Origin of the sequence: Sedimentibacter saalensis (assembly GCF_007830175.1) — a bacterium.
GTDB classification, from domain to species: Bacteria; Bacillota; Clostridia; order Tissierellales; family Sedimentibacteraceae; genus Sedimentibacter; species Sedimentibacter saalensis.
The window spans coordinates 295525-316569 of the sequence record NZ_VLKH01000001.1 but is presented as its reverse complement, the minus strand read 5'-3'; the positions used below and the strand labels follow the sequence as shown (position 1 = coordinate 316569).

Annotated in this window: 15 protein-coding genes; 12 read left to right on the top strand and 3 right to left on the bottom strand. The window is 37.8% G+C overall.

Features of this window, described 5'->3' with window-relative positions:
• The first annotated feature begins 112 nt into the window (after window positions 1–112).
• From buk to LY60_RS01365, 3 genes are read left to right on the top strand one after another with little or no spacing between them, the layout of a single operon-like run.
• Entirely contained in the window at window positions 113–1237 is a 1125-nt protein-coding gene (gene buk / locus LY60_RS01375; protein WP_145078949.1) for a butyrate kinase, read from the top strand.
• A gap of 42 nt (window positions 1238–1279) precedes the next feature.
• The gene (locus LY60_RS01370) at window positions 1280–2116 is read left to right on the top strand and encodes a beta-keto acid cleavage family enzyme (RefSeq protein WP_145078946.1); all 837 of its coding nucleotides are present in this window, start codon (window positions 1280–1282) and stop codon (window positions 2114–2116) included.
• An 8-nt stretch (window positions 2117–2124) separates the two neighbouring features.
• On the top strand, window positions 2125–3027 hold the full coding sequence (locus tag LY60_RS01365; protein WP_145078943.1) for a phosphate acyltransferase: 903 nt from the start codon (window positions 2125–2127) through the stop codon (window positions 3025–3027).
• Window positions 3028–3039: 12 nt separating this feature from the next.
• Here LY60_RS01365 and LY60_RS01360 read toward each other — a convergent pair whose 3' ends face one another.
• Entirely contained in the window at window positions 3040–3957 is a 918-nt protein-coding gene (locus LY60_RS01360; protein ID WP_145078940.1) for a LysR family transcriptional regulator, read from the bottom strand.
• Window positions 3958–4215: 258 nt separating this feature from the next.
• Between LY60_RS01360 and LY60_RS01355 the strand changes: the two genes are divergently transcribed.
• The 8 genes from LY60_RS01355 (at window position 4216) to LY60_RS01320 (ending at window position 16054) form a co-directional block, all read left to right on the top strand.
• A complete protein-coding gene (locus LY60_RS01355; RefSeq protein ID WP_170226067.1) occupies window positions 4216–5493 on the top strand; it encodes an MFS transporter in 1278 nt (425 codons plus the stop codon).
• Between the two features lie 379 nt (window positions 5494–5872).
• Window positions 5873–7030 (top strand): thiolase family protein, encoded by a 1158-nt coding sequence (locus LY60_RS01350; RefSeq protein ID WP_145078935.1) that lies wholly within the window; start codon window positions 5873–5875, stop codon window positions 7028–7030.
• A 41-nt stretch (window positions 7031–7071) separates the two neighbouring features.
• Window positions 7072–8301, top strand: coding sequence for an L-lactate MFS transporter (locus LY60_RS01345; protein WP_145078932.1), 1230 nt, complete (start codon window positions 7072–7074; stop codon window positions 8299–8301).
• Window positions 8298–10382, top strand: a complete 2085-nt coding sequence (locus LY60_RS01340) for an FAD-dependent oxidoreductase (protein WP_145078929.1) — start codon at window positions 8298–8300, stop codon at window positions 10380–10382. The genes LY60_RS01345 and LY60_RS01340 overlap by 4 nt, the downstream gene beginning before the upstream one ends.
• Complete coding sequence (locus LY60_RS01335) at window positions 10379–11023, top strand: NADH-ubiquinone oxidoreductase-F iron-sulfur binding region domain-containing protein (RefSeq protein WP_145078926.1); 645 nt, start codon at window positions 10379–10381, stop codon at window positions 11021–11023. The genes LY60_RS01340 and LY60_RS01335 overlap by 4 nt, the downstream gene beginning before the upstream one ends.
• Window positions 11024–11062: 39 nt before the next feature.
• A complete protein-coding gene (locus tag LY60_RS01330; protein ID WP_145078923.1) occupies window positions 11063–12580 on the top strand; it encodes an FAD-dependent oxidoreductase in 1518 nt (505 codons plus the stop codon).
• A gap of 67 nt (window positions 12581–12647) precedes the next feature.
• Complete coding sequence (locus LY60_RS01325) at window positions 12648–13937, top strand: MFS transporter (protein WP_145078920.1); 1290 nt, start codon at window positions 12648–12650, stop codon at window positions 13935–13937.
• Window positions 13938–14137: 200 nt separating this feature from the next.
• Window positions 14138–16054 (top strand): FAD-dependent oxidoreductase, encoded by a 1917-nt coding sequence (locus tag LY60_RS01320; protein WP_145078917.1) that lies wholly within the window; start codon window positions 14138–14140, stop codon window positions 16052–16054.
• Window positions 16055–16220: 166 nt separating this feature from the next.
• On the opposite strand, the gene LY60_RS01315 is transcribed toward LY60_RS01320, so the two are convergent.
• Both LY60_RS01315 and LY60_RS01310 read right to left on the bottom strand, forming a co-directional pair.
• Complete coding sequence (locus LY60_RS01315; protein ID WP_145078914.1) at window positions 16221–17153, bottom strand: EamA family transporter; 933 nt, start codon at window positions 17151–17153, stop codon at window positions 16221–16223.
• 249 nt (window positions 17154–17402) lie between these two features.
• On the bottom strand, window positions 17403–18656 hold the full coding sequence (locus tag LY60_RS01310; protein ID WP_145078910.1) for an L-cysteine desulfidase family protein: 1254 nt from the start codon (window positions 18654–18656) through the stop codon (window positions 17403–17405).
• 313 nt (window positions 18657–18969) lie between these two features.
• Between LY60_RS01310 and LY60_RS01305 the strand changes: the two genes are divergently transcribed.
• Window positions 18970–20730, top strand: coding sequence for a sigma 54-interacting transcriptional regulator (locus LY60_RS01305; RefSeq protein ID WP_212633434.1), 1761 nt, complete (start codon window positions 18970–18972; stop codon window positions 20728–20730).
• The last annotated feature ends 315 nt before the right edge of the window (window positions 20731–21045 follow it).

The window sequence follows — 21045 nt, the reverse complement described above, 5'->3', positions numbered from 1 at the left end:
GCGAAGGATCTCATCTTTTGAAGTGATGAGATCTTTCGGGCTATGCCCTCAGAATGACACATAATAATCATTGCAACAGCCCCATATTTAAAAATAAACCAGGTGGTGTTTTATGAAAAAAATTTTTACTATAAATTGTGGTTCTACCTCAACCAAGGTAGCTTATTTTGAAGATGATAAGATGATGTGTAAGTCTTCTCTTACAATAACAGCAGAGCAGCTGAAAGAAATGCCAAAAACACTGGATCAACTTGAATTTCGAACTAATCAGGTAGAAGATTTCTTAAAGGAAAACAATCTTGATCCAAAAGATTTCGACATAGTGGTTTCAAGAGCAGGGACTATTCCTTCAGTTCCATATGATGGTGCATATGAAGTAAATGAATTGATGATTGCATCTGTTACTTATGCACCTGAGGCGCAGCATGCATCAACCTTATCCTGTTTAATAGCTGATAAGCTGGTAAAAGGACTTGATGTTCCTGTGATTATTTATGATCCAACCTGTGTGGATTCAGCAGATGAAATAGCAAAAATAACAGGTATTCCTGAGATTACTAACATGCCTGTAGCTCATTTATTAAATACTAAAATGGCAGGAATAACGTATGCAGAATCAATGGGAAAAGATTACAAGGATCTTAATTTGATCATAGTACAGCTTGGTGGGGGTATAACCCTTGGATTTCATGATCATGGGCGCATAGCTGATTGGGTATATGATGATGAGGGACCTATGTCGCCTCAGAGAGCCGGTGCAATTCCTACAAGATATTTGGCGGATTATTGCTATAAAAGCAATAAAACATTGCAAGAGATGAGAATGTATCTTTGCGGTCAATCAGGACTTGTTGCATATTTTGGCACACAGGATGTGAGAGATGTGGAAAAGCTGATAGATGAGGGCGATGAAAAAGCAGGACTGATTCTAAAAGCAATGGCATATGGGGTTGCAAAAAGTATTGGACAGCTGTGCGTAGTAAGAGGCGGAAATGTTGATCAGATAATCCTGACAGGCGGTGTTGCATACAGTGAAAGAATAACTGAATGGATTAAGGAAAAGGTGTCTTTCATAGCTCCTGTAACAGTTATACCGGGAGAACGGGAAATGGAAGCACTTGCTGCCGGGGGCCTAAGGGTGCTTAACAACGAAGAACAGGTTCATCCTTACATTTATTATCCTAAGGGATACAGCTCAATTGAAGATATAATAAATAATCCAAATGAACTGGCATAGAAAAGCAAAATAATTTGAAACATTAAGTCAATGGAGGTAATTATGGAATTAGAAAATAAAGTTATAGTAACAGCTGCCTTGACGGGAGCAATGACACCGAAGGAGTTAAATCCTTCAATACCGCTTACTCCTGAGGAAATAGCACAGGATGCATACAATTGTTGGAAGGCAGGTGCTGCAGTTGTACATCTACATATGAGAGATGATAAAGGAATTGGCACCATGGATAAGGAAAAATTTAAGAAGACTGTTGATTTGATAAAACAAAGAACAGACTGTGATGTTGTTATTAACTGCACAACTTCCGGTGACAACAGGGCAAACTATGAGGACAGAATGGCTCACCTCCCATATGTTAAGCCTGAAATGGCTTCTTTTGATGCAGGATCATTTAACTGGATGCCATTTGGAATTTTCGATAACGCACCACAGTTTCTTGAACCTCTTGGACTTAAAATGAAGGAGCTTGGAATAAAACCTGAGCTTGAGATATTTGATTCAGGATTTATGAATATTGTTAACTACTATGTTAAGAAAGAAGTCCTTGAAACTCCATGTCATTATCAGTTTGTGCTCGGAGTTGGGGGAGGTATGGAAGCATCAGTTAAAAATCTGCAGTTCTTATGCGATATGCTTCCAAAAAATGCAACATGGTCTGCTTTTGGATTGGGCAAGCAGCACTTGGCAATTATGTATGCTGCGTTGGCACTGGGAGGTCATATCAGGGTTGGTCTTGAGGATAATGTTTATTACAGCAAAGGCAAACTAGGAACTAATGTTGAATTTGTAGAAAGAGCCGTAAGAGTTATAAAAGAATTTGGAAAAGAACCGGCTACACCTGATGAAGCAAGGCAGATACTGGGAATAAAAAAGAAATAGGTGATATTATGTATAAAAGTTTTGATGAGTTGTTGAAAAAGCTTGCAGTCTCAAACAGTCCTGTTAAAAGAGCTGTTGTTGCCGGAGCTTGTGATGAGCATGTACTTGAGGCTGTGTTTCTCGCTCAGGAAAAAGGGTTTATTAAGGCTGTTCTTGTTGGTGCAGAGGAAGATATAATCAACAAGCTTAAAGAAATGAACTATGCAGACAGAGAATATAAGATTGTCAATTGCAGCAAGGATACTAATCCTTCTGAGATTGCAGTCAAGCTGATACACATGGGTGAAGGCGACTTCATAATAAAGGGGAAAATAGAGACCAAAGACTTATTAAGACCAATACTTAATAAAGAAACAGGATTAAATAAAAGAGGATTCATTACGCATTTTGGACTAATGCAGCTAAAGAGTTACCATAAGCTGCTGGCAATGAGCGATTGTGCTGTAATACCGTATCCGACGTTAGAGGACAAGAAAAAGATTATCATGTATTGCACGGAAGCCCTCATGAAGTTAGGTTACACTAAGCCGGTTGTAGGAGCCTTATGTGCTGTAGAGACAGTCAGTGAAAAAATGCCTGAAACAATAGAAGCTCAAAAGCTGAAAGAAATGTCTGTTCAAGGATTATTAGGAAATTGTGTAGTGGAAGGTCCTATTTCTTTTGATTTGGCCACAAGCAAAGAATCTGCAGCTATAAAAGGCTATTCTTCACCTTATGCAGGAGATGTGGATATGCTTTTAGTTCCTCAGATGGTTACGGGAAATGTTATGAGTAAAATATGGAATGCTGATGGGGATAATATAATGGCCGGGTGCCTATTGGGAGCTGATATTCCAATAGTTCTAACATCAAGAAGCGCAAGCATGAATGAAAAGCTGTATTCCATACTTTTATGCACTATGCTTAGCTAGGGCTGAGGAAATTTAATCCTCAGACCCTAAAATAAAATCTTTGCTAAGTTCTTTCACAATATCTACAAAGCTGTTAACTAGTTCTGAAGACAGAGATTTTTTATACAACATAACTATAATACCTTTTGCAAAGTTATCATCAAGCTTAATATAAGAAATGTTCTCCATGCCGCTTTTGGCTTTGGACACGCAAGTTGGAATGATGCTGTAGCCTAATCCTAATGAAACATTAAGCATAACTGAGTCTGTTGTATTGATATAATTTGTTTTTATTTTCTTTGCTCCTGAATAATGTTGAAGTTCATGGATAATACGCTTTAAAAACGGCGGTTCTGTGTAGTAAGGAAGAATCAAGGGCAATGATTTTACAATTTCAGGAATTGAATCAATAGTTGGGTTAGGGAACAATTTCGATGACACAGCTACAGAAAAATCATCATTTCCTATGGGGATGCTTTCAATTTCTTCTTCGTAGGTTGTTGTTGCAAAATCAAAAGTAAATCCCACGTTGTACACGCCATATTGAATGGCTGTTGGAATTTCATTGAAGTCATAAGCCTCAACTACTAATTCAGCTGTTGGAAATTTCTTCTGAAATAATATTAATGAATCATAAAATGTCTTGCAAAGCTCACCTGGTGAAGTAATTCTAAGGATTCCTAAATTTCCTTGAGCAGCTGCGTGAACGTTATCATTTATAGTTTGTATGTGTTTTATATACAGATCACAGTCCCGCATCAATACTTTGCCTGCTTCTGTCAGTTCAATATTTTTATTATTTCTTATAAAAAGTTGTGCGCCAAGCTCAGTTTCAAGGGCCATCATTTGACGGCTCAGGGTGGATTGACTTACAAAAAAATGCTTTGCAGCTTTAGTGATATTCTTATATTTGGCAATATATTGAAAGTATTGAAGAGTTTCAAGATTCATGGTATCATCCTCTCACAACAAATAAAATATTAACAATTATATCACAATTTTTAGGATTGAACAATATGAATTAAATCTATAAATGAGATGAAGGATATGAAAATAACTGCTATAATGATTGGGAATACGTTTTAAATGCTTTGATTATCAAGTAATTGTGTATTATTTAGTACAAAATATTCAAAAATATCATTATTAAAATGGTAGTCTTGCTGTTAAATAAATACTTAAAAATACATAAAAATGGAAGGACTTATTATGGAAATTAATAATTCAATTGAAAGAATAGAAACTGAAAAGGTAAACAACAATTTTGGTAAAAAGGGTTGGGGTGTAATAATTTATGTAGGTGTTTTATATTACTTCATGACGGGAATGACAGTTGACGGGTTAAATGTATTGGTGCCTGGATTAAGTCAGCTGCATGGAATGGATTATAATCAGGTTTTAGCTTTATCAACTCCGGCAGGAATAATAGCCTTAATATCCTGTATGTTCTATGGATGGCTTGCTGCAAAAAAAGGAGCACAGTTCACTGCTATATTATGCCTTGTGTTGGGTGGCCTTGCGACCATTTGGTACGGACACGCCAATACCATAGTTACATATGGAATTTCATTGACGCTTATGGTTTCTTTAGTCAATGGATTCAGCAACATTGCAGGAAATGTGTACATGGCAAACTGGTTCCCAAGGAAAAAAGGATTAGCGTTCGGATGGGCAACTATGGGCATGAATATGGCATCTGCAACAATAGTTATTTTGTTAAATGCTCTTGCTGTCAGATTTGGCGGTATGAATATGTCTGTAACAGTTATCGGTATTGTTATGATATTATTAGCTATCTTTACTAAGATATTTATGAAGGGAACTCCAGAGGAAGCCGGATGCACACCTGATAACTTGCCTCTCGATCAAATAAAAATAAAAAAAGTTGCGCAGGAAATACCAAAACTTACTTATGCCAAAGTATTTAAAACTAAGGAAACCTGGTTAATGGCAATAGCATATGGCATTAACGGTATGGTTACAGTTGGGGTTATGTCACAGCTGGTTCCAAGACTCATGGAGAGAGGTTATGAACTGAATACAGCTATAATGATGCTGACTATAGCAGCTATAATAGGACTTGCAGGAAGTTATGGCTGGGGAGTTGTGGATCAAAAATGGGGAACAAAGAAAGCATCATTGTATTTTGCTGTTTGGTATATTATAGGTATTGGATTTAATTTAATTGATAACACTCTTTGTTTATATATTTCACTTATTATGATAGGCGGAGCTATAGGAGGAAACGCCAATTTCCCTCCATCAATGGTTGCAACTATATTTGGAAGAAAAGATTTTCCATTGGCATTCACAGTAATGAATACAATTCAAGGAGTTATCAGAAACTTTGCATTTATAGTACTAGCTATAGCCATAAGCATTACAGGATCTTTTACAGGTGCCTACATGGTATTTATGGGAATAGAAGTTATTTCAATAATTGCTATGCTGCTGCTTAATGATAGTCCAAAGGAAGTAGAAGATTAATAATTCCAAAAAAATAAAGATGATTCTATTAAATATGAGTCATCTTTATTTGCAACATGATAAATATTATACAATAATTCAAGCAACATGCTTAATATAACGACATTCTTTCGGTGCAGAACAGCTTTTAAATATGTTAACTTCTCAAACGTTCAAATGAAAGCATTGCGCGTTGTTTAAATGCTAACTTTTCTTTATATTTCTCATCACCACTTTTCATTATACCATACTTTGTCAAAATATAAATAACAAAGTTTGTTAATTTTATAATGCATTTTTTGAATTGTACAATCCACAAATATATTTCTATAATACATTCATAATAGGAAAATTTTATTTTTAAGATATTTTATTCATACAACCAAGAAAGGACTAAAAAATGGAAAATTGTGTAATTGTAGCTTATGGACGTTCGGCTATCGGAAAGGCAGGCCGCGGTTCTTTGGCAAACGTTAATCCAATAGATTTTGGAGCTGAAGTTTTAAAGGGAGTTATTGAAAGGGTTCCTCAGTTAAAAGCAGATGACATTGATGATGTTATTGTGGGCTGTGCAATCCCTGAAGGAAAAATGGGACTGAATCCCGGAAGAAATTTGGTTATAAGGGCTGGTCTTCCTGCTGAGGTACCGGGACAAACAGTCAACAGATTTTGTGCATCAGGAATTCAATCAGTAGTCACAGGTGCTTCTATGATTATGAGCGGACTGCAGGATGTAGTTGTTGCAGGCGGTGTGGAATCCATGAGCTGTCCTGTTTTGTCAGAGTCTCCTGAATTTTTAAATCCATGGCTTTTGGATAAAACCGACACGTATATGCCTATGGGCATAACTGCTGAAAATGTTGCAAAAAAATATGGAATAACAAGAGAAAGAATGGAACAAATGTCTGTTGAAAGCCATTCAAAGGCATCCACAGCTGTGGAACATGGTTTGTTTGATAATGAGATTATTCCTGTAAACGGATTTGATAAAGAAGGTAATCCTACAGTTTTCAAAAGAGATGAATGCTATCGTAAGGGAACTAACATGGAAGATTTGGCAAAACTCAAGACGTGCTTTAAAGAAGATGGTCTGGTTACAGCTGCTACTTCTTCTCAGAGAAGTGACGGTGCTGCCTTTGTGGTTCTCATGTCTGAAAAGAAGGCAAAATCCTTAGGGATTAAACCAATTGCAAGGTTCATGACTTTTTCTGTTGAAGGATTAGATCCTGCTTATATGGGATTGGGACCTATTTATGCCATAGAAGAAGCAATTAAGAAAACAAATCTAAGTTTAGATGATATTGATGTTATAGAACTCAATGAAGCTTTTGCATCTCAGGCTATTGCTACAATCGACGAGCTAGGACTTGACAGAAGAAAGGTCAACCCAAGAGGTGGAGCCCTTGCATTAGGGCATCCTTTAGGAGCTACCGGTGCAATACTTCTTGGCAAAGCAATTAACTATTTACAAGCTGTCAAAGGACGTTATGGCCTTGTAAGCATGTGTATAGGCGGTGGAATGGGAGCAGCATGTATCATCGAGGTTGTAGAAGAATAATCTCATATTATCTTCAAGTATAACATAAAAGGAGATTTAAAATGGACTACAAAAATAGAAGGTGGAGAAATTTAGCAGCAGCCATGGTTCTGGCATTGTGCTCAGGCATAGGTTATACATGGAGCGTTTTTCAAAAGCCCCTTATGGAAAATTTCAACTGGGCACTTAAAACCATTTCTCTTACCTTTACAATTCAAATACTTGTATCAACTCTTGCCCCTGTTTTTATAGGGAAATATCAAAAGATTCTGGGCGTCAGGAAATATCTTTGGATTGGCATGGGAATATATTTTGCGGGACTTGCAGCTACAGTTTTTACCAGCTCAATAGGTTATTTATATATAGTTTATGGAGTTGTAGTGGGTGTTGGAATCAGCATGCTTTATCCATGTTTAATGTCGTACAGCACAAGTTTGTTTCCCGATAAAACAGGTATGGCTTCAGGTTTGTTGGCTTGTGCTTATGGTGGAGGTTCAATTATTTGGGCTCCGCTTGCAGCTTATTTTACTAAACAGTACGGGGTGCTTTACGTATTCGGAATATTAGCTGCAATATTTGCTGTTGTTATGATACCGGTTTCATTTTTAATTGAGGACGTTCCTGCGGATTTTAATCTACAGTCTGATAAAAAAAGTAAAACAAACAATGCAGTGTCAGTAAAAGATTATACCTGGCAGGAGATGCTCAAGACCGGAAAATTTTATATTATTTTGATTGCATTGACTCTCGGAGCAACAGCAGGCCTTATGATATCAGGACATGCCTCTTCCATGCTTCAGGAAATTCAAAAGATGACACCAGAACAAGCTGCATTTTTAATAGGATTCATTTCAATTTTTAATGCTCTGGGAAGACTTGGCTTTGGTCTGGCTTCAGATAAACTCGGCAGATACAATGTTATGCTTGTCTTGTTTACAGTCATAGGATGTGCGATGGTATTGCTTACAAAGTCACGAGGAATGGTATTTAATGCATCACTTCTTGCAATAAGCTCTTGTTACGGGGGCTTTACATCCATGTTCTCACCAATATGCGCTGACAACTTCGGCATTAAGAATCTTTCAATAAATTATGCATTCTTATATGTTGCCTATGGAATAGCAGGTGTTATAGGTCCACAGCTTGCTGCATGGACAAAGACATTAAGTGACGGCTACGATATGGCTTTTATGGCGGTTGCAGTTATGAGCGCTGCAGGTTTTGTATTAACAATGCTCTTGAAGTTCTTATCCTCAAACAATTATTCAAATATGGTAAGGAGTAAAGTATGAATAAAGTAAGTTTATGTATTGACGGACACAATATTGAAGCTTTAGAGGGTCAAAACCTTTTGCAGGCAGCCCTTGATTCGGGAATATACATTCCACATCTTTGCTATCATCCGGATTTAACTCCCCTTGGGGGATGTAAGCTATGTTCTGTTGAAATCAAAGGCAAGGATGGCATCGTGCAGAGCTGTGAAACAAAGGTAGAGGAAGGAATGGTAGTCAGCACAAAGACAGAAGCTGTGACAAAGCTTAGGAATTTAGCTCTTGAATTGATGCTGGCAAGTCATCCAAAGGACTGTACATCATGTGACAAATATCTGAATTGTGAACTTCAGGCATTGATGCAATACATGGGAGTAGCTCACTCAAGACTGAGAGAAATAGAAAAAGAAAATATCAGAATTGCTCAAAGTGACAAACTCATTAAAAAGGAAATGCAGCGTTGTATTCAGTGCGGCCGCTGTGTGAGAGTATGTGAGGAATATCGCGGGGTAAAGGCTCTTTCAATAAATAAGAAAAACGGTGAAACATACATAAATACTGTTGGGGATAAGCTTATGACTGATTCTGACTGCAGATTTTGCGGTGCCTGCGTAGAAGTATGCCCCACAGGAGCCATACAGGACGTGAAAGGGATTTTTTCCAAGGACTCACCAAGAAATATGGCTATGATTCCTTGTAAAAATGATTGCCCTGCACATACTGACATACCTGAATATATAAGGTTGACTAATGAAGGCAAATATTCGGAGGCAGTGTCTGTTATCAGAGAAAAATTAACATTTCCTCATTCTCTTGGATATATATGTACTCATGCCTGTGAATCAGGCTGCAAAAGAACACATTTAAACGAAGCTATTTCTATAAGAGAAATCAAAAAATTTGCAGTTGAAAATGACAAAAAAGAAACATGGAAATCAAAAGTAAAATACAATACGCCAAATGGGAAAAAGATTGCTGTAATCGGCGGTGGACCATCAGGAATGACAGCAGCGTATTATCTGGCTAAAAGGGGATATGAAGTGGATGTTTATGAGCGTCAAAAACTTGCAGGAGGAATGTTATCCTACGGAATTCCAAAGTACAGACTGCCCCAAGCAATTGTGAACAACGAACTGCAAATATTGACGGTAGAAAATTTAAAGCTTTATGTTAATTCAAAAATAAGTTCATTGGATGATTTAAAAGACAAAGGGTACAATGCAACCCTTATAGCTCTTGGTGCAGGTGCCGGAAAAAGACCGCCTGTTTACAACAACAAATGGTCAAATGCCATAGATGCCGTAGATTTCTGCAGAATGGCCAATGAAGGAATTGCTGTAAATTTAGGAGATTCTGTTACTGTATATGGTGGAGGCAATGTTGCTTTTGACTGCGCCCGCACTGCTAAAATGATGGGTGTTAAAAATGTTCGCGTTGTATGCCTTGAAGCCAGAGAATCAATGCTTGCAGACAAGGAAGAAGTTAGTGCGGCATTAGAAGAAGGAATTGAAATATTAAACAGCAAATCCATGTCTGGCATAGAGTCAGAACATGAAAATGTAAAGGCTTTAAATCTTGTTGATGTTAGAGGATTCAGTTTTTCATCAAAGGGCCTTGAGCTTGATGTTATTGAAAATTCAGAATCAAAACAATACACTGATACTTTGATTTTTGCAACAGGGCAGCAACCTGAACTTTCAGACAATTTTGGAGTTGAACTTGTAAAAGGAACATTTGCGAAAACAAACGACAAAATGCTGACAAGCAAGGAAGGTGTATTTGCCTGTGGTGATGTAACATATGGCACAAAATCAGTGGTTCAGGCAATTGCTTCAGGACGTGATGCAGCTATGAACATAGATATGTACCTGGGAGGAGATGGGGACATTTCAGAACAATTCTACGAAAGACCTAAAAAGAATTCACATATTGGAACAAAAGAAAATTTCGCAAAATTAAAAAGAAAAGATATTTTTAATAATGGATTTGAAGCAACAGAGGAATGCGGGCGCTGTCTGCAGTGTGATTTGAGGCTGGATATTCAAAAGGTTAGGTACTGGGTAGATCCTCACTATAAAAGAGTAAAAGAGGTAGCAAAATGATTTGTGATAAAACAATTGATTTTCCAGATTGGGATTCTTCAGATAAAAACTCTTGCGTTGTTGATTATTGTACCAAACTCATGGATTCTGTCAGAAAAGAATCATGCGGAAAAACTGTTTTTTGCCGGGAAGGAACATGGCAGATTTACGAAATAATGAAGGACATCTCTGAAGGTAATGGCAAGAACGGGGATATGGAGCTTTTACAGGAGCTTCTTGAAAATACAAAAAACTATGCAGACTGTGAAATGACTAGAAAAGCTTCAAACACATGTATAGAGCTTCTTCAGTCCCATGAAGACGAATGGGAAAAACACCAGAAAAGAAAAATATGTTCTAATCTTGTATGCAAAGGTATGTACACATTATATGTTGACCCCATGCTTTGCGATGGCTGCGGCAAGTGTATGTTCAGCTGCATTTCAAAGGCCATACAGGGCGGAGAAAATATGATTCATGTAATTGACACACAGCTTTGCAGCAAATCACTGCAATGTATAAATGTTTGTCCAAAAAATGCAATTAAAAAAGCAGGCGCCATAAAGCCAAAATTACCAACTGAACCAATTCCTGTTGGAAGCATAGAAGAAAAATCAGAAGACCAATCAGGAACAACAATGAGACGTCGAAGAAGAGGTTAAAAAGTTAAAGCTCATAATTAAAATAGAGGAGGTAATAAAATGAGTCGAAGATATGAAGCTGATGTAATTGTAATTGGAGGTGGTGCATCGGGAATAACAGCTTCTGTTGCAGCTGCTGAAAAAGGAGCCAGTGTTATAGTGCTTGAAAAGGGAAGCACAACTGGCGGAGCTGCAAATATGGGAATGGGTATTTTTGCAGTAGAATCAAAGTATCAAAAGGCGCAGTTAGTAGACTTCACTAAAGAAGATGCATTCAATCTTTTGATGAATTACACTCATTGGAGAGTTGATGCAAGACTGGTAAGAAGATACATTGAGCAGTCAAGCAAAACAATTGACTGGATGGAGTCTATAGGCGTTGAATTTTTAGGAGCTTATAAATACTTTGAAAAATCAACTCAGACATGGCATATTGTCAAAACAAAAGGAAGCAATGTACCGGCTGAAAGAGCTGCTTCAAACATGTTCCGTGCATTGACAGAAAGATCTGAAGAATTAGGCGTAGAAATACTTTACAACACAAGAGCAACAAATATTATGACAGATAATGGCTATGTAACAGGTGTTGAATTTATAACTGCTGACGGTGAAAAAGTTGAAGCTGAATGTAATGCAGTTATTGTTGCCACAGGCGGATTTGGAGACAACCCCAAAATGATTCAGGAAATATTGGGATATGAATGGGGTAAGGATTTGCATTCATTCAGAATTCCGGGTGTACAAGGAGAAGGACTTAGAATGCTTTGGGAAGCCGGAGCAGGCAAAGTTGACTCAACAATGGAACTGACATATACAACGCCGGGTGTAACAGATGTATTTAAAACTTTAAGTGAAACAATGCGTCAGCCTAATCTCATGGTAAATCTTGATGGTAAAAGATTCTACAACGAAGAGCTCATGAGCAATACTGTTTATACCGGAAATGCAATTTCCTTACAAAGAGAAAGAAAAGCCTTTACAATTATCGATGACAGTATACTTGAAACCTACAGGAAAACAGGGCTTGATTATGTGACAATACATCACAATATTAAGACAGTTGATAAATGGGAAAAAGAACTTCAGACATATTTAAGCGGCGGACAGTCAGAAAGTGCAGGCTTAAGCGAGCTTCACAACGAACAGCAAAAACATCTGGTAAATATTTTTGAAGCTGATACATTGGAAGAGCTTTGTGAAAAAACCGGAATAAATCTTAACAATCTTAAAAAGACAGTTGATGAATACAACGAAGGTTGTTCTACTTCTGATGAAATGTTCTTTAAAAAATACAAATATATGAAACCGTTAAAGGGCGGAAAATATTATGCAGCAATACATTATCCTGCAGGTTACGGCAGCCTTGGCGGAGTAAAGACAAATGACAATCTTGAGGTTTTAAATACTCAGGGAATTAAAATCCCGGGACTATACGCATGCGGTACAGATGCCTGCAACATCTACGGCGACAGCTATTGCTTCTTCCTTCCGGGAAATACAATGAGCTTTGCAGTCAACAGCGGGAGAATAGCAGGTTACAGTGCTGTTGAATATATGGATTCAGATGAGTTTCAATAATATCATGTGTTGAAAGTGTTAAAGTATAGTTTTCAAAAAATAAAAACTAAACTCTTGGAGGATTAACATGTTTAAGAATAAGCAATTTATGAGATATGCCCTGGTTTTTCTAATTATAGGAGTATTGTACAACTTCTTATACTCAGGACTTCAAAATGATCATTTGAATATATTGACTCCATTTTTGCAATCCACATATGGATGGGATGATTTGAAAATTACAAATCCTGTAACCATAGGTGCTATAGTAACAATTATAGTTTATTTAATAATAGGTGCCGCATTTGTTAAGTACGGTGCAAGAAAAATTTTGGTGCTCAGCATCCTTGCGTTGGCATTAGGATGTGTAGGAATATCTTTTGCAGGTACGAATTATACACTGTATGCAATTGGATTATTTGTTGTGCGTGTCTTGGTTGTCCCTCTTCAAATGGGTGGATTCCTGCTTGCCGCTAACTGGTTTATTAAGTACAGAGGAAGAGTTTTAGGTATAATCACAGCCGGAAGTCCTCTGATGTCTGTTGTGGGTATAGGTCTGTTGACTTCACTGGTAAACAGTTATGGTTTAAATACATACATAATAATTGCAGCAGCACTTCTTGTTGTGGCACTTGTAACAGCATTTGGCTTAAGAGATACTCCTGAAGAAGTTGGATTATATCCTGACGGAGCAGATAAAGCGCCTGCTTCTGAAAAAGAAGAAGAAGGAGAAGCTGTAACACTTATGAATATAGTGACTGATTCAAGAGCATGGAAACTTATAATATCTTATGGAATATTTCAGTTCATAATCATGTGTATGATGTCATACATGGCTGTCAGATACATAAGTCTAAGTACTCCTGAAGACATTCCAAATCTTTTTGTAAGCAAGGCTTTATTCTGGCTTTCAATAGGAGCAGCATCGGGTATTCCAATGAGCTATGTTCTTGGATGGATTGATGATAAGCTTGGCTCAATTAAAGCATCTTTAGTATTAAATATTCTTTACTTTTTCGCAGTCGTTCCTCTTGCAATAATGCCTCAAGGAGGAAATAACGCCCTTATGGCAATATGGGCATTTGGAGTTGCTTGTATGACAGGAGGAATGCCTACAATGCATCCTTGTGTAACATCATATGTTTATGGACGTAAGAAATATATGGCTGCCAACAAATGGATAATGACAATACAGGCTATACCTATGGCTTTTGCATTGACATTTATGGGTGCGTTTAACCAGGCAGGAAAACTTACAACAGCATATTATATACTTATAGGATTGCTTTTTGTATCGTTTGTTACAATTTTGTCAATGAAAAACATACCGGATGCAAATGCCGCAGACAGAGACTATGCTAAAGCAGAAGCTAAATAAACAATAATATAAATAAATTAATAATCAAACTAATAGTCTGGTATCTGTTAGTCAGATCATTGACAAATCTTTATTCTACAAACCTTAGGGGCGAATCTTGTGTCCGCCCGGACAGTAGTCCTCCCATACATTGTTGAATATTAACTTTGTCTAAACTTACTAACAGATATGTGTTAGTTTGATTTTGAAAAGAGGTAAATATGAATAGCTATAAGAATTTAATGAGTCCCATTCGAATCGGCAAGCACATGGTAAAAAACAGAATTATAGCTGCTCCGGTAACAATTCACTCAGCTTCAAACGGAGAAACTTATCCGAACGAATCAGCCATGAACTTTTTTGTTCAAAGAGCAAGAGCAGGTGCAGGTATTGTAGTCTGTGCCGGTGCAAAACTTTTGCCGGTAACAGATGATGGTGAGCATGCAGCATGGGATTTATACAAGCATAATTCAATGAACAGAATTGCAGAGCTGGCTGAAAGAATTCATTTTTATGGAGCAAAAGCGTCCATGGAACTTATTGGAATTTTTGATGGTGGGTATGTGGCCTCTGAAGGGGGCTTGCTCATGGACATGGCAACCAAAGGTCGTGAAATTCCCATAAGTGAAATGATGCGCTACAAGGAAGCATATGCACATTGCGCAGAGATGCTGATGAACCTTGGCTTTGATGGAATTCTTCTTCATTTTGGTCACAGTATACCTATTGCTCAATTTTTGTCACCGCTTACAAACAAAAGAACTGACCAGTATGGAGGAAGTTTTGAAAACAGGGTGCGTTACCTGGTTGAAATTCTTGAAGCCATCAGAGAAAAAGTCGGCAACAATATGATTATTGAAATACGTATGTCAGTCAATGAATTTAAAGAGGGCGGAATTGATCTGGAGGAAGGAATTAAGATTGCAGAAGTATTTCAAAAATATGCAGATATAGTCCAGGCCAGCTGCGGAATGATTACTCCGGAGCTCATGTGCCGTACACATCCCTGTGATTTTCTGCCGCCCAATCCGAATGTTTATCTTGCAGAAGCACTTAAGAAATCGGGCAGAATCAAATCCTATGTAACAGCCATCGGAGCAATCGGAAGTCTTGAGGATGCAGAGGAAATCATTGCTTCAGGAAAAGCAGACTTCATAGCAATGTCAAGAGCATTAATAGCAGATCCTGATCTTATTCCGAAAAGTCTTGCCGGCAAGGCTGAGGACGTTGTTCCCTGCATTAAATGTATGAGGTGCCACGACAGCGCTGTGTACGGACATTACTTCCAGTGCTCTGTAAATCCTACAATTGGGTTGATGCACCATCTGGACAGCATGATTAAGACTGCAGGCGAAAAGAAAAAAGTGGCTGTCGTTGGAGGGGGCCCATCAGGGATGTATGCAGCCCTGATTGCTTCAAGCCGTGGCCATGATGTAACAATTTTTGAGAAAACCGAAAACCTTGGAGGAACTCTAAAGTTTGCAACAAAAGTTGATTTTAAATATTCTTTGGCTAAATTTAAAAATTACCTCATTGCCCAGGTGGAAAAGTCTGATATTAACGTGTGTTTACAGTGCCAGGCAACACCTGAGCTGCTTAAGTCTGAAGGTTATGATCATGTAATTGTCTCTGTTGGAGCTGAACCTTTAGTTCCTCCCATACCGGGTGTTGAACATTGCATTAATGCAATAAAATCTTATGGAATTGAGGACAGTCTTGGAAGCAATGTAGCTGTAATTGGAGGAGGTCAGGTTGGCTGCGAAACTGCACTGCATTTGGCAAAGATGGGAAAAAAAGTGACTGTTATAGAAATGCGCAGTGAGCTGGCACCTGATGCTTCCATAACCCACCGAGGAGATTTGATGGATGAGATTTCTAAGGAGACTAATTTAAAACAAATAACAGGAGCAAGGTGCACTGGGATACAAAAAGATTACGTGTCATATGAAAAGGACGGTGAAAGTCACAGACTTTCAGTTGACAGTATAATATTAGCAGCAGGTATGAAACCAATGACAGAATTATCAGACAGCTTTGTTGGAATTTCTGATTCTTACTGGGCAACAGGTGACTGTGTGAGAGCTCGTACAGTTGAAATGGCAGTAAGAGAAGGATACTTTGCAGGAATTAACATATAATTAAAAGCCCGGCTTGCCGGGCTTAATTATTTACAAACCTAATTTTCACAAATCGTAGGGGCGGATCTTGTGTTAGCCTGGGGTTGCGGGAGGACAGTAGTCCTCCCCTACGAAATATGATTTTGAGTTCGCTGGCAATTATTGATATTCATTAACCCGAGGAGCATTAATTTATTTCAGAGGATTTTTTTGTGAACAATCCTTTTACCGATTCCAGACTTAAGTTTGTTATAACGAGTCCCGACAGGATTACAATTGCTCCAAGCCACTGCATGGCAGTAAGTTTTTCTGAGAGTACTATTCTTGCAGTCAAAAGACCTGTTATGGGAACCAGTAGTGACAAAGGCGCAACCTTTCCCATGGGGTATTTCACAATGAGTTTGCTCCAGAAACCGTAGCCAAAAAGTGTTGCTCCAAAGGCCAGGTATAAAACAGCAAATATGGACATTCCGTTTAGATTTGATATTGCACCTGCAATTTCCTGAGGAGTGTTTAAAATTAGAGCAAATATGAACATGGGTACAGGGGGAATGAGTCCAGACCAGACCACAAGGCTGAACATGTCAAGTTTCTTGCCCTCTGCAGCCGCCTTCTCCGAAGCAATCCTTGAAATTATGTTAGAGGCTGCCCAGAATATTGGCGCACATGCTGTCAGGATTATTGCCGGAAGAGGTATGGCAGAAATTCCTCCTGATACAGCTGCCGTAGCAATTATAATAAGTCCTGACATTGCAATCAAGGAACCCACCACTTGCTTTGTTTTGATTTTTTCTTTCAGAAAAATCATTGCCATAACCGGCGATATGAAAGCCTGGAACTGAAGAACTATTGAAGCAAGCCCTGCAGGCATTCCTATTTCCATGGCATAAAACAGGCATGAAAACTGCAGCACGCCCACAAACAATCCGTATAGTATTATATATTTCCATTCTGTATCTGGTTTCTTGACAATAAAGACTGCCGGAAAAGCTGTTATTAAATATCTTAAGGCAACAAGAAGCATGGAGGGCACCCCGCCCAGGCCAAGCTTTATTACCGTGAAGTTTGCTCCCCAGATTATTATTACCAGCAACGCGACTAACATGTCTTTCTTCTTCATTTTCCACCCCTGCCAACTTATTATTAAATTATCATTTGTATTCATTATACACATCCGCATTTTCGTTGGCAATAGAGAGGCTGAAGTTATTAATTTAACAAAAAGGCCGGTTGCATTCGTATATTCATGTCATCCTGAGCGTTAGCGAAGGATCTCATCTTTGTTAAAACATGAGATTCTTCGGGCAAAAGCCCTCAGATGACACGATAATAATCACTATTGCAACAGCCTTATTTATTTTTTTGATTTTTAGCTTATCATAAGATTTATTATTTCTATGTCTGTTTCCTTCATTCCATCCTTGCCCATTTTACAAATGCTGTGGATTGTTTCTTCAATGTCTTCCTTTACAAGACCTTCTCCGCATGCAAATGTGTTGCCGTTTATTGCCATGTGATATCCCATTATGGCAGCATCAACGGAGGAAGCAATTTTTGCTGCACATGAAGGTTTTGCTCCGTCGCATACAATTCCTGATACGTTGGCAATGGTGTTTGTAATGGTTCTTGTTATTATTTCAAAGGACTCTCCGTGGAGGTATGCTATGCCCGCTCCAGCTCCGCATGCTGCACTTACAGCGCCGCAGTATGCAGATAGTTTTCCCAGGCCTTTTTTCTGGTGAATTGCAATAAGGTTGCTCAATGTCAATGCTCTGTACAATTTTTCCATTCCAACGTTCAAATGCTGAGCATACACGATTATAGGAATGGAAACAGTAATACCCTGGTTGCCGCTGCCTGAGTTGATGACAACGGGAAGAGTACAGCCGCTCATTCTTGCATCAGAGCCAGCTGCTGCATAAGCCTTTGCAAGGACCTTGACATCACTGCCATAGTATTTTAAAAGGGATTCTCCAACATTTGCACCATACTTGTTTTTAAGTCCTTCTTCTGCAATTCTGGTGTTGTATTCTATTTGCTTATCCAGTACATCCTTCAGAAGATTAACATCCACCGTTTCAGCAAACTCATAAATGTTTTTTATGTTGAGGTTTGACTTGTCAATTTTTGATTCCTGAACCACACTGTCATTATTTTCAAGGATAATCATGCCGTCCTTCATTATTTTTACAATGTTTGTGTGTCCGTTTGATATTGTGACAGAAGCATCATGCTCCTTTGCTTTGAGTATTACATTGATATAAAGATTTTCAACATTTTTGATGTGCTTAACTTCACATATGCCTGATTCTGCTAATTCTTTAGTTTTCTCAATGTGTTCATCCTTTACTTCTGAAAGCACCTCAAGTTTTTTTGAAGCATTGCCTCCAACTACACCTAAAATGGCGCTTATATCAATTCCTTTTAAATTATTTGTTGTGGGCACAGTTACTCCCTTTACATTTTTAATAATATTTCCGCTGCATTCCACAGTTATTTTTTCCGGAAATTCACCCAGTACTTCTCTTGCTTTAGCTGCTGCATATGCAATTGCAATAGGTTCTGTGCAGCCAAGCGCAGGCACCAGCTCTTCTTTTAAAATATCAATAAAATTCTCAAACATGTTTACACCTTCCGTAAAATAAATTTTGATAATACATCAAGCAAAAATCATGCCAATAAAAATTTTTGATGAATGAATGATGATTAAAATCATTCAGTTTGATGACAAAGTATATATTTGGACGTTGTCATTCTGAGGCGCAGCCGAAGAATCTCATGTTTTCAACAAAGATGAGATCCTTCACTATCGTCCAGGATGACAACGTTGGGGTTTGTCAATAGTCTAGATGATTAAAATCATTGACGAATTAATATCAAATGATATAATGATGTATATTTTATATTTCTGCTATATAAAAGGAAAGGATAAAACTGTGAAATTATCTGATATTCGTCAAGAAGTACAAAAGATTTCCGAAGCAATTGCAAGCGTCTTGAATATGGACGTTATAATTTCCGACAATGAGTTCAAAAAAATAGGAGATACAAAAAAACATTTTGATGAGGAAGTTAAAATTATCAAGGATACCTATGTCATTGGTAAGGTTGTTAAGTCAGGCAAACCCGTTGTAATTTCAGGCATGGAAGAAAGCGAAAACTGCATTGTATGTGATGAAAAAGGAAAATGCAAGCTTAAGGCAATGATATGCAATCCAATTAAATACAACAATCAGGCAATTGGAGCCATTGGGCTTATTGCCATTTCTGAAGAGTACAAGAAAATATTGCTCGAAAACCAGGTAAATCTCATAGAATTTCTGGACAGGATGGGGGACCTCATCGTGAGCAAACTCATGGAAAAGGAAGCTTCCAACAAGCTTGAGGTTATCAAAAATCAACTTTTATCCATAATGGACTCAATTGATGAAGGAGTCATTGCTGCAGATGAAAACGGCTACATTGTGTACACAAACTCTGTCATAAATGATGCATTGGGGTTAACCCCTGAAGAATCAATGAAAAAAAGAATTTATGACGTCTTGCCTCAATCATATGTAAAGAAGCTGGTTAAGGAAAATAAACAATTCAGCAATATTGAAATATCAATAAATAAAAATAACAATGACTTACATGCTCTCATTTCAGGTAAGACTGTACAGCTTGGGGCAAAAAGTGCAGGCTCCATTTTAACTTTCAGGAAAATGGACGATGTTTACAAGGTTATAAATGAAATGTCATTGAGCAATGTGACTACATCATTTGATGACATAATAGGAAACAGCGAAGAAATAGTTAAGGTGAAGGAAAAAGCAAAGATGGTTGCAAACAGCAACTCCACCATACTCATACTGGGAGAAAGCGGTACAGGCAAGGAGCTCTTTGCCAGAGCCATTCATGAAAGCAGCAACAGAAAAAACAAGCCATTCATAGCATTTAACTGTGCTGCTATTCCGGAGAATCTCATTGAAAGCGAGTTGTTCGGTTATGAAGAGGGTGCGTTCACAGGAGCTGTAAGGGGAGGCAAGCCCGGAAAATTCCAGCTTGCTCAAGGCGGCACAATTTTTCTTGATGAAATAGGTGACATGCCGCTGCATCTTCAGACAAAACTGCTGAGGGTGCTGCAGGAAAAATCCATTGAAAAAATTGGCGGTCACAAGAGTATTCCCATAGATACAAGAGTGATTGCAGCAACAAACAAGGAGCTTGACAAAATGGCTGAAGCCGGTGAATTCAGAGAAGACTTGTATTACAGGCTCAATGTCATTCCCATCAACATTCCTCCTTTAAGAGAACGAAAAGGAGACATTAAAATTATACTTGAGTACTTGCTCAAAGTTTACAACAAGAAGCTAAATAAGAACATTAAAGGTTTTTCTTCTAACGTAGAAAGTGTTCTTTTGAACAACAAGTGGAAGGGCAATGTCAGGGAGTTGGAAAATGTTGTTGAGTATTCTGTAAACATGGAGACAACTTCATATATTACAATGAACAGCATACCTCAAAAAATCCTGGATACTGAAGGCGTTGCAGCAAGACACGTCTCTATTGTGCCTATTCAGGAAATGGAAGAAAAGCTTATAAAACAGGCATTGATGGTATATGGTGACAGTGTCACCGGAAAGGCTATGGCAGCAGAAGCTCTGAATATAAGCATGGCTACTCTTTACAGAAAAATAAAGGAATACAATTTGTAATTTCTCATTATGAGAAATGAATAAAATTTGAAAAACAGACATTCATACACACATTACAATATAAATTTATCAAAATGAGAAATTAAAAAAAGCGTTACAAGCTATAAGTGTTTAAATTTATCAAAATGAGAAATACACAGTGCGAAAAATAATCACTGTGTATTTTATTTTTCTGTTTATTTAGCCCTGATTTTTATAAATGGCTGATTTTCAACAATAAATAATTTTTTTAAAAATTTTATTTATGTGGCACAATAATTGCTTTAATAGATACAGAAAAATGAAGCACTATATTCACAGATGAATGTAGTCTTC

What these genes read in the sequence shown, in the direction of transcription:
- LY60_RS01320 (WP_145078917.1), top strand. Translation starts at nt 14,138, where the DNA reads ATGAATAGCTATAAGAATTTAATGAGTCCCATTCGAATCGGCAAGCAC.
- LY60_RS01365 (WP_145078943.1), top strand. Translation starts at nt 2,125, where the DNA reads ATGTATAAAAGTTTTGATGAGTTGTTGAAAAAGCTTGCAGTCTCAAAC.
- LY60_RS01345 (WP_145078932.1), top strand. Translation starts at nt 7,072, where the DNA reads ATGGACTACAAAAATAGAAGGTGGAGAAATTTAGCAGCAGCCATGGTT.
- LY60_RS01325 (WP_145078920.1), top strand. Translation starts at nt 12,648, where the DNA reads ATGTTTAAGAATAAGCAATTTATGAGATATGCCCTGGTTTTTCTAATT.
- buk (WP_145078949.1), top strand. Translation starts at nt 113, where the DNA reads ATGAAAAAAATTTTTACTATAAATTGTGGTTCTACCTCAACCAAGGTA.
- LY60_RS01330 (WP_145078923.1), top strand. Translation starts at nt 11,063, where the DNA reads ATGAGTCGAAGATATGAAGCTGATGTAATTGTAATTGGAGGTGGTGCA.
- LY60_RS01355 (WP_170226067.1), top strand. Translation starts at nt 4,216, where the DNA reads ATGGAAATTAATAATTCAATTGAAAGAATAGAAACTGAAAAGGTAAAC.
- LY60_RS01315 (WP_145078914.1), bottom strand. Translation starts at nt 17,153, where the DNA reads ATGAAGAAGAAAGACATGTTAGTCGCGTTGCTGGTAATAATAATCTGG.
- LY60_RS01370 (WP_145078946.1), top strand. Translation starts at nt 1,280, where the DNA reads ATGGAATTAGAAAATAAAGTTATAGTAACAGCTGCCTTGACGGGAGCA.
- LY60_RS01310 (WP_145078910.1), bottom strand. Translation starts at nt 18,656, where the DNA reads ATGTTTGAGAATTTTATTGATATTTTAAAAGAAGAGCTGGTGCCTGCG.
- LY60_RS01360 (WP_145078940.1), bottom strand. Translation starts at nt 3,957, where the DNA reads ATGAATCTTGAAACTCTTCAATACTTTCAATATATTGCCAAATATAAG.
- LY60_RS01335 (WP_145078926.1), top strand. Translation starts at nt 10,379, where the DNA reads ATGATTTGTGATAAAACAATTGATTTTCCAGATTGGGATTCTTCAGAT.
- LY60_RS01350 (WP_145078935.1), top strand. Translation starts at nt 5,873, where the DNA reads ATGGAAAATTGTGTAATTGTAGCTTATGGACGTTCGGCTATCGGAAAG.
- LY60_RS01340 (WP_145078929.1), top strand. Translation starts at nt 8,298, where the DNA reads ATGAATAAAGTAAGTTTATGTATTGACGGACACAATATTGAAGCTTTA.